Origin of the sequence: Vibrio fujianensis, from assembly GCF_002749895.1 — a bacterium.
GTDB classification, from domain to species: domain Bacteria; phylum Pseudomonadota; class Gammaproteobacteria; order Enterobacterales; family Vibrionaceae; genus Vibrio; species Vibrio fujianensis.
Window position 1 is genome coordinate 66506 of sequence record NZ_NBUS01000042.1, and the last position, 14176, is coordinate 80681.

Below are 14176 nucleotides of genomic sequence, written 5' to 3' on the forward strand. Positions count from 1 at the left end.
CAGTCCCCACGTTGTGTTTCAAAAAGTTATTAAAGTCCTTCCCTTTCCAATTCGAGTTACTCAACAGCTCAGACTTGCTACGCCTTAGATCTTCTTTTAACTCTTTTTTTACCGCTTTAAACGGTGTTAACAGGTAGATGCTGTTTAAGTCACCATTGTGCGCTGCTAATTCGAGTAAAAGAGCCTTAACATCTTCACCCAACTCACGTTTGTACTGTTTGAGTACACAGTCTCCTTGTGAATCATTCCATCGATTGTATCCTAAGGCCTTATGAGTTCTTGGCTCAACATCTTTATTGTTGTCAGAGCCATGTATCATTCGATTGTTATAAGCTATTTCATTCGAAATGCTAAACATTGGTTCTATACATCGGCGATGTACCCATAACGGTATACCTATCCATTGATTTTCACCATCCATATCTATCATACAGCCATATGGATTAACGCGATCGGCTAACGTCTGAACTGACCACTTACAAGGGTCCCACTTCTCGGATTCCTCTTGCAATTTAGATTGCATTAGGTAGTCAATAAGCTCTGGTGGGGAAGTAAACACTGGTTCGATTTGCAGAGGATCTCCAACAACCACAGCCCGCTTAGCACGAAGCAACCCACCAACCGCTGCTTGGGGTATTGCTTGCCCGGCCTCATCAATCATGAGCCAACCTAGAGATTCTGGGGGCAGCTTAGAAAACATATTTCCCAATGAAGCAAAAGTCGTCGAAACCACGGGGACAAACATAAACAGTATCTGCCAAATCGCCAGTGCATTTTCGCTACTCTTGCCTAACACAACATCATTGATTTTTCTTATCTTTGATAGAAAGGCACTCTGCTTACCGACCTCTATCAACCAAGCCTCGTGAAGCTCTAACGCTGCCGCGTAAATGTCAGACCGTAATTCATTGATAGTTGCGTGCTGCCAGCAAGCATGCCTCTGCCTGTCATGATCCTCGATATCATCAGTAATTTCAGGTAAATGATACTCTTTAAACTCCGTTCTATAGGCACCTAACTCATCTAGAAGCGTCCTCTTCTCTAGATCTTTAGAGGCGATATCAGCCCGCTGCTGCGAAATTTTCTTTGCACACCCTTTTATCTCGATTTTTTTGGCTTCAACATCACCAACAATTAACCGGATAGCTTTTTTGACACTTTTGAACTCACTAAGCTTTTGGGATAGTGAGGCCTTATATTGTTTATTTTTCTTAGTGTTAAAGAACCGACTGAACCAACCAGGTGAGTTAACCTTCAGTAACTCAAGGGAAATTGAAACTTCCTCTTCCCTTTTCACTTCAGCATTTCTCGTTGAGTTAAGGGCATCTAGCTCTACAGAGAGTGAATGAGCATAGTTTTCAAGCTCATTTAGCGCTAGGTTCATTCTATGTAAATAAACATCAAATTGATGTTCATCGAAAGCATTTTGTAGGCTATCAAAATAGGCTAATTTGTCATTCAATTCATGAAAACGAGATAGCTTCTCGTTAAAAGCTTTTTTGGCCGTGTTAAAAGAAGGTCCTGTATAAGTTGAACGGTACTGCCAAAAATTCAAGAAGTCTAAAGACGGTTCTCTAACCGCTGGCTCCTTGTGTTTTTCATAGTGGGACTTAAAGAAAAAGCGATCGAGAAATCGTTGCCTCTTTTTATAAGCCCCCATGGCAGCAGAGATATTTCCCCAGCTCTGCATTTTGTCGTTCAAGGGTTGTAAACGACCTTTTTTTTCATCAGCACTAATTTGATTGGCAACAGAACGAAAGAAACTGGTATTAGCGTATCTGTCAGCTATCGACTTGGCTTGAGGAAGCTCTTTTGAGATATTTTCAACGGCAGCATTGTTTGATGACGCCACGACCATTTCAAAATCAGTAAGTTCTTGAACAAGAAATCCTTCTGGATTTAAACCATCGCTAGCTTTCGAAAAAGAAGCCAAAACTTTTGCTCTTTCAACGATGTTCTGCGCAATTATGTCCCGTAATAAGGTCGTTTTACCTGTGCCAGGAGGACCATTAACTGAGATTACACCACCTGTTTTTAGCTCCTTGAATACGGTATTGATAGCGAACTGCTGCATTAAGGACATGTTATGCGCGGGTTCTGTCAGCCACCGTCCTTCTGGTGTTTCTTTAGGGTTCAAGTGCTTATGGATCAACGGTATCGAATCGTTTGTATACAGGTCGATATGCTTATGACTGGATTGTCCAAGATAGGTTTGAAGAGGCTTGCTGGCTCTGCCAGTAGAAATCGCACTAATGGCACGCTCTATATCTCGAATGTAAAAGCTGTTTAGAATAGGTAACTGAGATTCGTTATCGCTAGGGTCATCTTCATTATCGTCTTCAGCTTCTTCTGACTTGCTTTTGTCCTCCAAAAGGTTATCTGACTTCGCTTCATACTCAAAAAAAGCCATCTGAAACGGATAAACCGTTGAGTGTTCTGAAAGCAACAGCTCCTGATTGGAAATACCAGCCCATTGATAAAGCCCTTCAATCAAGTTCATCAGACTTTTCACGCAAAGAGTATATCTTCCGTCTAAGTGAGGGTGGCTAGGCAAAGTTATTTTCCAGCGCTCCATAAACTCGTTAAGATCGTCGCAGCGACTATCAAATCGCTCCTGAGATATTGTTGTAGCTCTCCCCGCAAGTAACTCTGCTAGCGCCCAAGGCAACGTGCTTACCGAAAAGGTGTCAAGCCGGGGAGTACCAAATTCATCCAACATCAATTTGGCAAAGCAAGACGCCCCTTCATTGTCTCTTCTTTGCTCTATCTCTTCAGAGAAGCAATCCTCCTGGCGGTTGGTAGAAAAATACTCTGCAACTTTTTTATCTATCGCCGATTTATCGAACAAACCTAGATATAGGGTATAAACACACTTTTTTCCTGGAGTAAGGCCGAGCTTGTCACGAGCCGCGGGATTTAACCACGGAAGTAGGTAATTACCATGCGACTGCAATTCGTGACCAGCCACGTTTACTGGAGCAATTTTACTGTCGTCTTTGTCTGGTACCGAGTAGGCTTGAAAAAACTCCACTAAATGCCAGGACTTCAATATATTAACTAAGCTTTCTTTTCTATTCTCCACTAACCAAAACCTACAATACCATCAAACATCATTAACGTACGATGATATACAGCCTGATTGCATAAGGCGATAAAGAATGCCAGAAGAATGATAGAGTGTGACGGCTCCCTCTGAAAACAAAGCGGCACTGAATCACCTCAATGCTAAACACTCCGTCATCCACTCATCCACTTCACTTTCCACCCAAGCTACTGCCCTATCACCCAAACTCACTGATTGCGGGAACTCTCCGTCAGTCATCTTGCGGTAAATAGCCGAACGGCTCAGTGCTGTCTTTTCCATTACTTCTTTTAGCTTTAGAAATCTCATGGGACGTTCTCCTATGTCTGTGGTCCTCATGGGATAAAGCGCTGGCGTAAAAAAAGACGGTGATGTGTTAAGCCTTGTCGCATCAAGGCTTAATCAAAAAATCATCAGGTATATGTCATTGCCGTGTATCCCGTTAATGAACCTAACTTGGAGCCTAATATGAACGACTACACAAAAGAGCAGCACTATCAAGAAAACCAGATTCTTGAACATGCCGCTGAGATACTTGCTCACCGTTACGTACGCGGTGACGCGCTCACCAATCCTGATGCCACTAAGGAGTACATTCGCTGCAAACTGGGAGCTTATGAGCGCGAGGTATTTGCGTTATTGCTACTGGATAACCAAAACCGTTTGATTGAGTTTAAAGAGCTGTTCCACGGCACCATTGATGCGGCCAGTGTCTATCCGCGTGAAGTGGTGAAAGTGGTATTACAAGTCAATGCCGCGGCCGTGATTTTGGCCCATAACCACCCTTCTGGGGATGCAACACCGTCACAAGCCGACAGACGCATTACCGAAAGGTTGAAAGATGCTTTGGCGCTGGTAGATGTACGAGTGCTGGACCACATAGTGGTGGGGAAAGACAGTGTCTCTTTTGCTGAGAAGGGCTGGTTATGATTGAGCAACGTTATGGCGACATTGAACTCAATGGAGACCTTCACCGTTCACTAGAGCAGTTGATGGCTCGCTACTGCATTTCAGAGTCTGCTGAGCGCATTGTGCTGAACTGCCGCCAAAAAGGTTATTACTTACACCGACAAGGACTGCACCCGGTTGAAGTGCAGTTTAAACGTGAGTCACCGTCCAGTGATTGGCAGGTAGTGTGCTTTGCCAGTTTTTCTTATCCCAATGAAAGCAGTATCGCGGTTGAACCTGAGCTCTATTTCCATCTCGCCAATCGCTGGTGTTATCAGCCCGATTCGGGGGCCGCTAACTTATCTCACCCTGAGGTACTTGAACTGCTCATGGTGTGGATGAAAGCCTTTGCTCGCCACCTTTCACGCAACGTGTTTGATGAGATGCAATTAACCATGATCCGTCAGTTTTAGCGCCGCACCTGTTTTCTCTTTATTTCCTTTTTCTTTTTCGACTTCATCCTGACCTAAGGAGGTCTTGCTATGTCTTCATTAACCTTCACATCTTCCCTCTTACCGATTTCAGACAAACTGCATGCACTACTGATTGAGCAACTCACCAAGCAGTTAGTCAATGACAGCAGTGGCACACTCGCCGCCAGTCGTTATCTGGTGTTCAACTTTCGCGATAAAAGCTACAGCGCTGAAGAAGGCGGTTTTCATCCGGTTGAGATGGGGATTTGTCACACCACCAGCGGCGATTGGAGCATCGAGTACATCACCGATTTTGCCTACATTGGAAATTACTACCCCGAACTTGAACGAAGCTTAGATTTTGATTTTCGTGTCGGTGAGTTCTTTGTCGCTCATCGAGGTTGGTTGCCCATGCAAGGCCGCCCTGATGCAAAAGAGCTGTACCAGTTATGGGAAAGTAACTTTCTGGCTTACGTCGACATGGACGCCTTTGATGAGATAAACATCACCGCTCAATAATCAAAAGGTAGCCCATGAACAAACATTCCCCCTCACTACGCCGAGCGTTGTCTGTGCTCTTGCTGCAAGTCATCACTAAAGGCGGTCATTATCTTCACGCTCAATACCAAAAGGCTCGCGATGAGGTGAAAGAACACAGTGACCATGACTTGCTTGAGCTCGTCCGGTCCTGCTCATCGACTCAGGCTCTGCGATGGGCGGCCGTGCGCGAACTGCTCAGCCGCGGTTATCTATTGAAAGAAATTCGCCAAGCAATGCAGTAATGCAGTAATGCGTCGCAAAATGCCAACTCAATCACAGATATGCAACCTCCCCACCGAGCGAGACAGGATATGTCTCGCTCATCCATACCCTAGCCTCATTGCAATAAGGACCCGTTAAGACTGTGTGGCCACCAGTCTTCGTTTAACCCCTATCCGTGACATTCACTGAAGCTCTGCGCTCAGTGCGTGTGGCTGGGTAGACGAAAGTTGGTGATGCCATGCAACCCTCAGACTACACACTCTCGACTGATGAGCACTTTAAGCTCATCTTTGAAATCTATTCACACATTCCGCGATTGCGAGAAATCTCGGCTGAAGAGCTGCGAGTTCGCTTATCCGAGCTGGGCGTCAATCGCACTAAGCGCACCATTCAGCGCTATCTCAACGTCATCATGTATTACCCCGACTATTTCCAAGTCGAACGGTTTGAACGTGCGCGTAACAGTTACACCTACAAACGCAAATACCACAACAAAGTCTCGTCTGCTTCATGGGAAACCATGCTGCTCGGGCTGTGCTTTTCATCGGTGAAAGGCCTGCTGCCTGCTCACTTTGAGCAAGGCATTCACGAAACTTTTATGCCACTGCAAATTGGCGATGTGATGGAGCCTGCCAAAATTGAGGTGCGTCTCGCGCTGCCAAAGCAAGAGGACTACGACTTTGATGTGTTCGAACGGCTCAGCCAAGCCATTAATGCTAAGCGTCAGGTTCGCTTAAACCTCATTGATGACACCCAGACAGACTACCTCACCCCACTCGGCCTGATTTGGGAAAAAGGCATGCTCTACCTGGTGTATGAACACAAAGACGAGCGTGACGTGCTCGCCTTCTCCGACATCACTCAGGCAGACATATCGACGTTCACTTTTGAGTACCCGAGTGACTTTTCACTCTCCGACACGGCTATTCCCACTCAGCGATAAGTTCGCTGATTCACCCCTATTTTTCATCGTTTAAGGAAAACATTATGCAACAATTCAAATTAAACGCAGTGCTGCTAGCACTATTCACCGCCAGCTTAACTGCATGTGGCGGAGGTAGTAGCGACAGCAATAACGCAGTAGGTAGCCAAGCCGACCTCACTGGCGTAGCAATTGACGGCTATGTCGAAGGCGCTACCGCCTTCGTCGACTATAATCTTAATGGTCAATTAGATGACAACGAACCTTCGGCACTGACTGACCAAAATGGTCAGTTTGAGTTTTCAGGCGTAGACAGTGTTTGCGCCGATTACTCGCCAATTATTATTAATGTTCCTGTCGGCGCTTACGATTCTGACTATGGTGTGGTCAGCGAAGCCTATCAACTCACCTTTCCACCTAAGTTTTCATCAAACTACAGCAATGACATTTTGAACACGACGCCATTCACCACCGTGATTTGGAATGCGATTAAAACTGAGCTGAGTGAGCTTGGTGCGGAGGGTTGCCAAGCACTGGCCGCCAATTCATCCCTGCAAGGAAAAATCAAACAGCGCGTTGCCGAGCAAGAGTACCGTTTAGCAAACCGCTATAACATTGCAGTCAGTGACTTGTATGGGGACTTCATTAAACAAGGTAATACCGTTCAGCATCAACTGGCTCAATCGCTCACCGTAGGGCTAGCGAAAGCGTATGAAGAAACTCGCGCCTTTGAAGCCCTTTACCCCGATGCTCATGTTGCGTATGTGGAGTATTGGCTAGGTAATCCGGCCTCCGATGACATCAGTGTGGCAGATACTTGGTATCGCAAAGAGTATGTCGGTCACCCTGAATACGCACAAGAAACCGTGTATCAAGTCAGCAATGATTTAGACACCGTTGTCACCATGACTCATTACTTAAAAACCAATACCACACTTGGTCAATACAATGACAGCGAGACATTTGTGGTGATGGATGAAGATAAATGGGACAGCTACCCAAGTTCAACCTATCACTGCACTAAGCAATTGCGAGCCAATCAAAAAGGCAATACGGCTGGGCAAGTCTATTATGAGTTTGCGATAAACTCGCAAGGAGGTGTCAATGATGCGGCAGAATGTGAAGCGCTCGATATCGATGCCAATCGTTCAGGCACGCCGCTTACAGCGATGACAAAAGACCAATACGGTCGTTACATCACTTACGCTCAGTTTGATTTTGAGCCGGGAGATAACGCCAATGTCGATGGTTTAAACTACGCGCTGACTAATCAACTGATTGATGCGCCTACCGCCTTTGATGGCGTCAGCACTATCAGTCCAGACATTGACTTAACTGAAGGATATGGGGCGCTCAGTTGGATACGCACGGCTTGGGAATATCTAAACGATGGCAGCATGATTTACACAGAGCATCGCTCGACTGGGCTATGGATAGTGACCAACACTGCGGCCAATGGTACCTATACCGTTTCGTGTGGTATGGATAAAACCAATCTCGCAGTGATGGATATGTCTAGCTGTCTAAGCCTAGTTGGCCATTAATCGTCATTCGTTAACTGCCAAGGTGGGAAATCTCCCACCTTTTTTTTTGTGATATCTTTCACAAGTCCTACCCGACACTCTCCTCCCAGAAAAAGCAAGACACGATATGTCTCACTCATCCGTAAGCTGGTGGCAACCCCATAGCTAATACAACGGAGCAGCCCTATGCCGCAATCCCTCAGTGAAGTCGACGTACTCCAACGCGCCCTAGCCTATAGTCCTGAAGAGGTCCTTCCTATTCTGGAATACCTTAAAGTCAGCGAGAGTGAATGCCAGTTTAAACCCGATACCTTACGGAAAGATGCTCAGCGTATTGCTTGGCACCTACGTAAAGCAGGCAGTAATACCCTTGCCACCACGACAAGAATGGCAAAGAACAAACTTAAAGAAGCCTTAGGAAAAGACACGGACGACGATGTCGCCAGTTATCGAGCCGTGGTGCTCGATGTGGCTAAAAAAGTCAAAGCCGAAGCAACACCCAATTACTCATCATTTACCAGTCAATCTGCTGATTTTGTGGTCGATGCAATAGGAGGAGTTGCCTCCACCGCGGGGGCTTTTGTTTCTGGGACCGTTGATCTCATTCAAGGCGCAAACTACGAACAATACTCCACGGAAGAACTCGAAAAGCGCATCGTTGAAAAGCTGTTTATCGATGCTTATGAGCAGATGAGCCAAAGTGAAAGAGAGTCACTCTTTCGCAGCCTAGGTATGGATTTCAAAGAAATCCCTGTTGGAGCATCCAGCATGCTACTCATTCAACTGCTTTTAAAAAAATACGGCGGATTTGCCGTTTATAAATATTCCATCATCGTCGCGCACTGGCTCAGCAAAGCCATTATTGGTAAAGGGCTTCCTTTTGCTGCAAGTCCTATAATAGCGAGAGCAGTATCATCGTTTCTAGGTCCTGTTGGATGGACAGCGAGTGGAGTATGGGCTGCTAGCGCTCTCGCAGGTCCAGCCTATCGCAAAACCATTCCAGCAGTGGCTCACATTGCGGCCTTAAGGCAGCTCGTCCTAAACAGAATTAACATTGGCGTGGTCGGTGATGGTTCGGTAGGGAAAGATGCTTTCTTTAATGCCGTGTTTGGGTTAGATACACAAAATGTCGACCCGATTGCAGGGGCAACGAGTGAAGCTGAGCTCTATCCACTCGATGAAGATTACGCAATTAACTTAATCAACTTTCCGGGTTTTAATGATATTAACCCGTCGGTCAACAGCCTGACTCACGAACATCTGCACAACGTCGATATCTTTGTCATGGTCATAGACCTTGCCAGAGGCGTTTCTGATATTGATGTACAAATCTTAAATAAGCTTACCCGTTTGGGCAAACCAATTGTCGTTTGTCTAAACAAGGTCGATATGGTGCGCCCACGAGATTTGGAAAAATTGCGTGAAACAGCCAAACAAAGATTGGCAGGCGTGACATTGATAGAAACCGCGTTTGACCCCGATGACCGTATACACTCAAATGGCCCGGTTGGCGCTCTGGGTATCTTTAACTGGCTTAAAGCACAGCTCGAAACCCAAGGTAAAGATACCCAAAACTTCGCCACCTTTAGCCCCGAGCACAGAGAGTAACTCCAATACAGTCAACAGATGGGGGAGCCAATCCCCCTTATTCAAACAAAGTGCTTAGGTCGTTCCTTGGATACAATAAAGCCATTAAATAACAACAACTTAAAAACAAAGCCATTTACAAAAACCATTCTTACCCCTGCTGATTTAACCATGAAAAATCGTCTCTGCACTCTAAAATCAGAGTTAGTTCACAAAAGCACATCAACCAATTTCACTGAGACAGCCTATGTCTCACTCGTTCGTATTCTAACCTCAACCCACTATCATGCTTTCAGACGAGACCGCTATAGAGAAATAGGCCACCTGCCAACAACTTTATCGGTGAGCCTATCTCTTCAACTTTTCAAGTTAACAAGCTTCTTCTAATTCCTCTTTTGCCAATCTATAGGCTAAATCTAATTCTGGAGATGAGCGAAGCTTACGAACATCAACGAACTTTTTGCTACGCTCTTCGTCCACTAACTGCCAAAGCTGACGGTAGGCCACTGGCTTCTTATCCGACTTACGCCAACCTCTTCTCTTCCAATCATCTAGCCATTCGTTATAACCACGCACACAGAAATCGCTGGTACTGTAAATGACATCGTCATCAAATGCGTAACGTAAAGCCTCGACAATAGCAGTAAGCTCTAACTCCGTACTATCAACGTTACGATCCACCAGCACAGTAAAACTATCAGCTAATTGATGTTCTTCATCGTAAATAGCAACTCCGACTGCTCCTTGAGTTTTATCTTTATTGACCGAAACACCAATATAAAGCGTGTAATGTGATTGAATCATGACATGTACCTTCTTAACTTAATGAGTCACGTTATTGCTCCTCTTCAACAGATAAGAACCTGAGGTAAAAAAAGAAGGTACTGAATGTTTGAACTGGGATATTTGATAGGACTAGTTATCGTCGCGAGTAACCAAAATTTCGCTTACGGTTACCAAAGTGTTTGGTCTCTTCTTTTGCCAAATAACTAACATGCTTGAACAGGTCATCAAATGCATCGTCAAAGTTCTCAGAATGACGATCTAAACGATGGATCACAACGCTATCTTTCCTCTTGTCCTTTGAGAAATACACCAGTCCGTTAGCCTCGTCATAATCAACACCAACGACTCTAGCCCAAGCCTCGACGATAAAACCACCTAAGTTCTCTAGATGTGATGACGTTTTTCCTAACCAGTTGAATCTGTCCTTATTAAAAAGCAGAACGAGGTGGTAGTGGTCATTTATCGATGTTGAGCGCTCTTTCACCCAAATACTTCGCACCGTACAAGGGTGTACTCTCCCCCCTTCTCTTTTCTTTTTTTGACCCGAATGATCGATCTGCGACTGTAATGAACGAATAAAGTCCGTCATTAAATAACCCAAATCTTCTCGCTCTCGCAGTTGGGGAAATTTTAGATCCACACGTAAAGCCATAAGGCGTGGGTAATCATCCAGTGCCCGTTCAATGGTATCGTGTATTTTCTCCAAATAATCAATACACAGAGGGCCATGTGCTGTTTGAATAGGTCTACCTAAAAAAGTACTTTTGGTCGTTAATTTTAGATTCTTATTTTTTCTAGATCGTACATTCATTTTTTTACTCTCATTAGTTAGTTCATAGATAACCTTATGCCGTTATTTAAAATCAACATACTGAACTATTACTGTTTAATTTAATAACTATTGTGTGATATGAACTTTAGATAGGATATTAATGATGGATAGGACATTAATAATATTAACCAGACAGACATTGCCATAATCTTACAGCTTAAAAATTCAAATAATTCAAAACCATTCCAATATGATTACTTATAAATAAATGGAGTAAATATCTCTAACAGATAACAGATCAGCAATAAGAGACAATTTTAATAACTTTCAAATTAAATGATAATTGATAAGAAGGTATTGCAAGGATATTTAGAAACTGCTTGTATCACGAATAGTGATTTTTTTAGCTACCCATGAGACGATATCATTGTACTTCCAGCGAGGAATATCTTTAGATATACAAGGTGGAAAATCTCCAGTTTTGATCATCCGGTACAATGTATCTTTGTTAAAACCAATCATACCCAGCAAAGTTTTTCTATCTACTAGCTTTAATGGGCTTTCCAATGTAGGTGACGTTGTCATACCTTCATACCAAGCTCCATCAACCCATGCTTGTACCTCCTCTTGTATCCATGCTGATGCACGCTTTCCAATATGAATCTGACGAGGGAACCGTCCCTCACCAATTAAAAGATACAAATGAGCACGGCTGATACCTGTAAGTTCCGAAAGATCCTTACGTCTAATAAGTTTCATGATGCGAATCCTTAAGCTGTTTCATTCACACCAAAGGCAAACGCCGTTAATTAATGCAGTTCCTCCTGCATCCATAACAATGCATAACCAGTATTCTCCACATAAACAAGAAGATTCAAAAAGAACTATACAAAGTAAAATTTCATGTTTAGACTGTCACGATAACCTTGCACGTTAAAATTTATTACAATAACCATATACCACAAACCATTTCAAAAATATCTTTGCTATAATCCACTAAAAACATTGTTTAAAATCATTTAAATTCCATCCTAAAAACAGCATAATTCCTGCTTATTTCCACTGGTAGTTACACTGAATAATTATGCACACAAAGCGACTAAAACAATTCATGAAAGCAAAAGAATCTCATCTTCGCTTTTATGTCCTTTTTCTCTCTTATCAGGACAAGCAATATAGTGATTACAGAGATCTGTCTTTATTGGATTACAAAGATTTACAGCATCGCTTTATTGAAAGTCTTGCTGCCCATCTTCGTATTACTGAAGTGGATAAATTGGAAGAAGGAGGATTAACACCCGATCAAAGTGATGCTCTTAATAGTACGCTTAACCGCCTGTTCGATAATTTAGATAACTACTTGATAACCGATGAATACACATCTTGGCTGACGTCTGATAGAGAAATATTATTTTTCCATTCTATGCTTAAAGTTATGTCTATAAGCAAAATTGACCTCATTGAAAGACCTAAAGATGTTAAATTAATCGGTGATACGTTATGGCCAAAATTACGAGATAAAGAATATAAAAAACACATAACAGAACAAAGGAAAGAAGCAGAAAAAAAAGCCAAACATTATTTAGAGAGACATAATATTAGACCTAGTGATGATGGCTATTACGAACAACTAGAAAAAGAAACTGAACATTATTTTAGGCGAGAAGTAGATCTTGACACAAGAGAAGAGATAATGGAGTTAGAGGACACCCCTTTAACTTCAACATTAGAGACCACAAAATTAGTCTGTAGCTTATGTTCGACTATAGATAAGAAATGCCATATAACTATTATTAATTACTTAACTTACTGTTGTATCGCAAAAAATATTGAGTTAAGAACTGTGCAACTTTTGTTGTTGAATATTCGAAATTTGTACATACTTTCTTATCAAAAGATATCATTAAATTGGGATATATTAAAAACAAACAACAAACATTTGATCCGTAAAACATATGATCGATTGGAATCACAATATAAAATAACAAATCTTTTTTTCCCGACGGAAGATCCTGAAATTCAAAAAAAATGTATAGTCACAACACTGGACTTGCTTTTTGCAACAGCAAGCAATTTTGAACATCGATTTAAGCTATTGGCGGATAAATTTTCATTGGATAAATCAAACAGTGAAGACCACTCTATAGCTTTAAACGACAAACAATGGGATATGCTGGTTGATCTTGCTGGTGGTGATACCAAGCCGAAAATAAATCGGGCGCTGAATAAGATACTCAAAGATGCATACAAAAACAGATTCCATGAAAAGTAATACCAAACGGTGCTTATAATTACAGCAATTGACTTTAGGTACACAGATAGGTACATTTGCCTCAAACCTAAGCTATCCCAATATAGTCTTAGGCCAAGCAGGACATAGTATCTATCTGTTTGGGTTCGGCCCCCGCAGGGGGAGCCAAATTCCAGAAAAAAAGACGTCCTAGGACGTCTTTTTTTGTCTCTAAACCTAGCACCTAGCTATATGAAGGGGTGGCATTCTCTTAATGTCTTATCCTGACTGATACTAGCTTAGTTTATCGAAGCAGCCCCCTTCACCGACCTAGAAAAAGTAAAACTGGCTAAATTAGGTTCGGAATGACGGATTTAAACCCGGATTATCATTCTCACTGCATAGTTTAGATTTATAAAACCTTTCGATGACTTTCTCAGCGGTATAAAATGGGTATTTAACTATTATTTTCTCGTCATCGATTATTCTTCTAGTAAAATAATCACCACCATAGAAATATTTATTCTCGAAATTATAATCTCTTTTTACCTTGCCATATTCAAGAATAAAAACATATGGAGTAAACTGAATAAACCAAGGGGTGGTATTATCTGAGCTTGCATATCTTGTCTGAATAAAAATCCTCAAATTACTGTCTGATGTTTTACAAGAAAAAACAAACACATCTTGTCCATATGGATTAAAATCTTTTTGTTCAAATAATAAACGTCGCTTACCAGCGATTGTTATGAATGCGTTAAGAATACCATCATTGAGGCCCGCTTGTTTGACGATACTCTCTTTCTGGAAGGAAATGAGAAACCCATCGCCTTGGAAATCTTTTATTTTCTCATCTTGAGTTTCTTTATATGATAATACAATTAAATCTCCAACATTTTCATCACTGGCTCGAGCTATACTAAAGCACAGTGTTAAGATGATAAGGTAGACATAACTTTTCATAAAATCGTAACCTTAAATTATTTTTTTATTAATACAGCCATCCATACCCAAACAACTTGGAGTTGCAGGTCGTCGGCAAGTGAGTCAGTCCACCAATCGGATAGGTAGACGATGCGATTGGGCTGAACGAACGTAACCAACACTGCGACAGCTTGAAATAGGAAAGGTATAAAGTGTCCACCACTCCC

The 14176-nt window shown here is 42.6% G+C and carries 14 protein-coding genes; 8 read left to right on the forward strand and 6 right to left on the reverse strand.

The genetic code is table 11. The annotated features are described in order from the left end of the window. A partial coding sequence (locus B7C60_RS09195; RefSeq protein ID WP_245869095.1) for a DEAD/DEAH box helicase occupies positions 1 to 3082 on the reverse strand: 3082 nt, incomplete at its 3' end. Positions 3083 to 3214: 132 nt separating this feature from the next. Continuing rightward, positions 3215 to 3421 carry an AlpA family transcriptional regulator gene (locus tag B7C60_RS09200; RefSeq protein ID WP_099611396.1) on the reverse strand — a complete coding sequence of 69 codons (207 nt, stop codon included), beginning with the start codon at positions 3419 to 3421 and terminating at the stop codon, positions 3215 to 3217. 129 nt (positions 3422 to 3550) lie between these two features. Here B7C60_RS09200 and radC point away from each other — a divergent pair, with 129 nt between their 5' ends. The 7 genes from radC (at position 3551) to B7C60_RS09235 (ending at position 9258) form a co-directional block, all read left to right on the forward strand. Continuing rightward, positions 3551 to 4012: a RadC family protein gene (gene radC, locus B7C60_RS09205; protein ID WP_425445503.1), complete on the forward strand. Its 462-nt coding sequence runs from the start codon at positions 3551 to 3553 to the stop codon at positions 4010 to 4012. Further along, positions 4009 to 4443 (forward strand): DUF2787 domain-containing protein, encoded by a 435-nt coding sequence (locus B7C60_RS09210; protein ID WP_032479413.1) that lies wholly within the window; start codon positions 4009 to 4011, stop codon positions 4441 to 4443. Before radC ends, B7C60_RS09210 begins: the two co-directional genes overlap by 4 nt. Positions 4444 to 4512: 69 nt before the next feature. Continuing rightward, entirely contained in the window at positions 4513 to 4962 is a 450-nt protein-coding gene (locus tag B7C60_RS09215) for a DUF2787 domain-containing protein (RefSeq protein ID WP_099611398.1), read from the forward strand. Positions 4963 to 4976: 14 nt separating this feature from the next. Next, positions 4977 to 5225 carry a hypothetical protein gene (locus B7C60_RS09220; RefSeq protein WP_001032915.1) on the forward strand — a complete coding sequence of 83 codons (249 nt, stop codon included), beginning with the start codon at positions 4977 to 4979 and terminating at the stop codon, positions 5223 to 5225. A gap of 218 nt (positions 5226 to 5443) precedes the next feature. Beyond that, positions 5444 to 6148, forward strand: coding sequence for a WYL domain-containing protein (locus B7C60_RS09225; RefSeq protein WP_099611399.1), 705 nt, complete (start codon positions 5444 to 5446; stop codon positions 6146 to 6148). Between the two features lie 44 nt (positions 6149 to 6192). Next, positions 6193 to 7671: a hypothetical protein gene (locus B7C60_RS09230; protein ID WP_099611400.1), complete on the forward strand. Its 1479-nt coding sequence runs from the start codon at positions 6193 to 6195 to the stop codon at positions 7669 to 7671. Between the two features lie 165 nt (positions 7672 to 7836). Continuing rightward, positions 7837 to 9258, forward strand: a complete 1422-nt coding sequence (locus B7C60_RS09235; RefSeq protein ID WP_099611401.1) for a GTPase — start codon at positions 7837 to 7839, stop codon at positions 9256 to 9258. 348 nt (positions 9259 to 9606) lie between these two features. Here B7C60_RS09235 and B7C60_RS09240 read toward each other — a convergent pair whose 3' ends face one another. The 3 genes from B7C60_RS09240 to B7C60_RS09250 form a co-directional block, all read right to left on the reverse strand. Beyond that, complete coding sequence (locus B7C60_RS09240; protein ID WP_099611402.1) at positions 9607 to 10041, reverse strand: RNase H family protein; 435 nt, start codon at positions 10039 to 10041, stop codon at positions 9607 to 9609. Between the two features lie 115 nt (positions 10042 to 10156). Next, on the reverse strand, positions 10157 to 10834 hold the full coding sequence (locus tag B7C60_RS09245; protein WP_099611403.1) for an inovirus Gp2 family protein: 678 nt from the start codon (positions 10832 to 10834) through the stop codon (positions 10157 to 10159). Positions 10835 to 11164: 330 nt separating this feature from the next. Beyond that, complete coding sequence (locus B7C60_RS09250) at positions 11165 to 11554, reverse strand: helix-turn-helix transcriptional regulator (RefSeq protein ID WP_099611404.1); 390 nt, start codon at positions 11552 to 11554, stop codon at positions 11165 to 11167. A 352-nt stretch (positions 11555 to 11906) separates the two neighbouring features. Between B7C60_RS09250 and B7C60_RS09255 the strand changes: the two genes are divergently transcribed. Further along, on the forward strand, positions 11907 to 13067 hold the full coding sequence (locus B7C60_RS09255; protein ID WP_157928694.1) for a hypothetical protein: 1161 nt from the start codon (positions 11907 to 11909) through the stop codon (positions 13065 to 13067). Positions 13068 to 13379: 312 nt separating this feature from the next. Here B7C60_RS09255 and B7C60_RS09260 read toward each other — a convergent pair whose 3' ends face one another. After that, complete coding sequence (locus B7C60_RS09260) at positions 13380 to 13988, reverse strand: hypothetical protein (protein ID WP_099611406.1); 609 nt, start codon at positions 13986 to 13988, stop codon at positions 13380 to 13382. Positions 13989 to 14176: the final 188 nt, after the last annotated feature.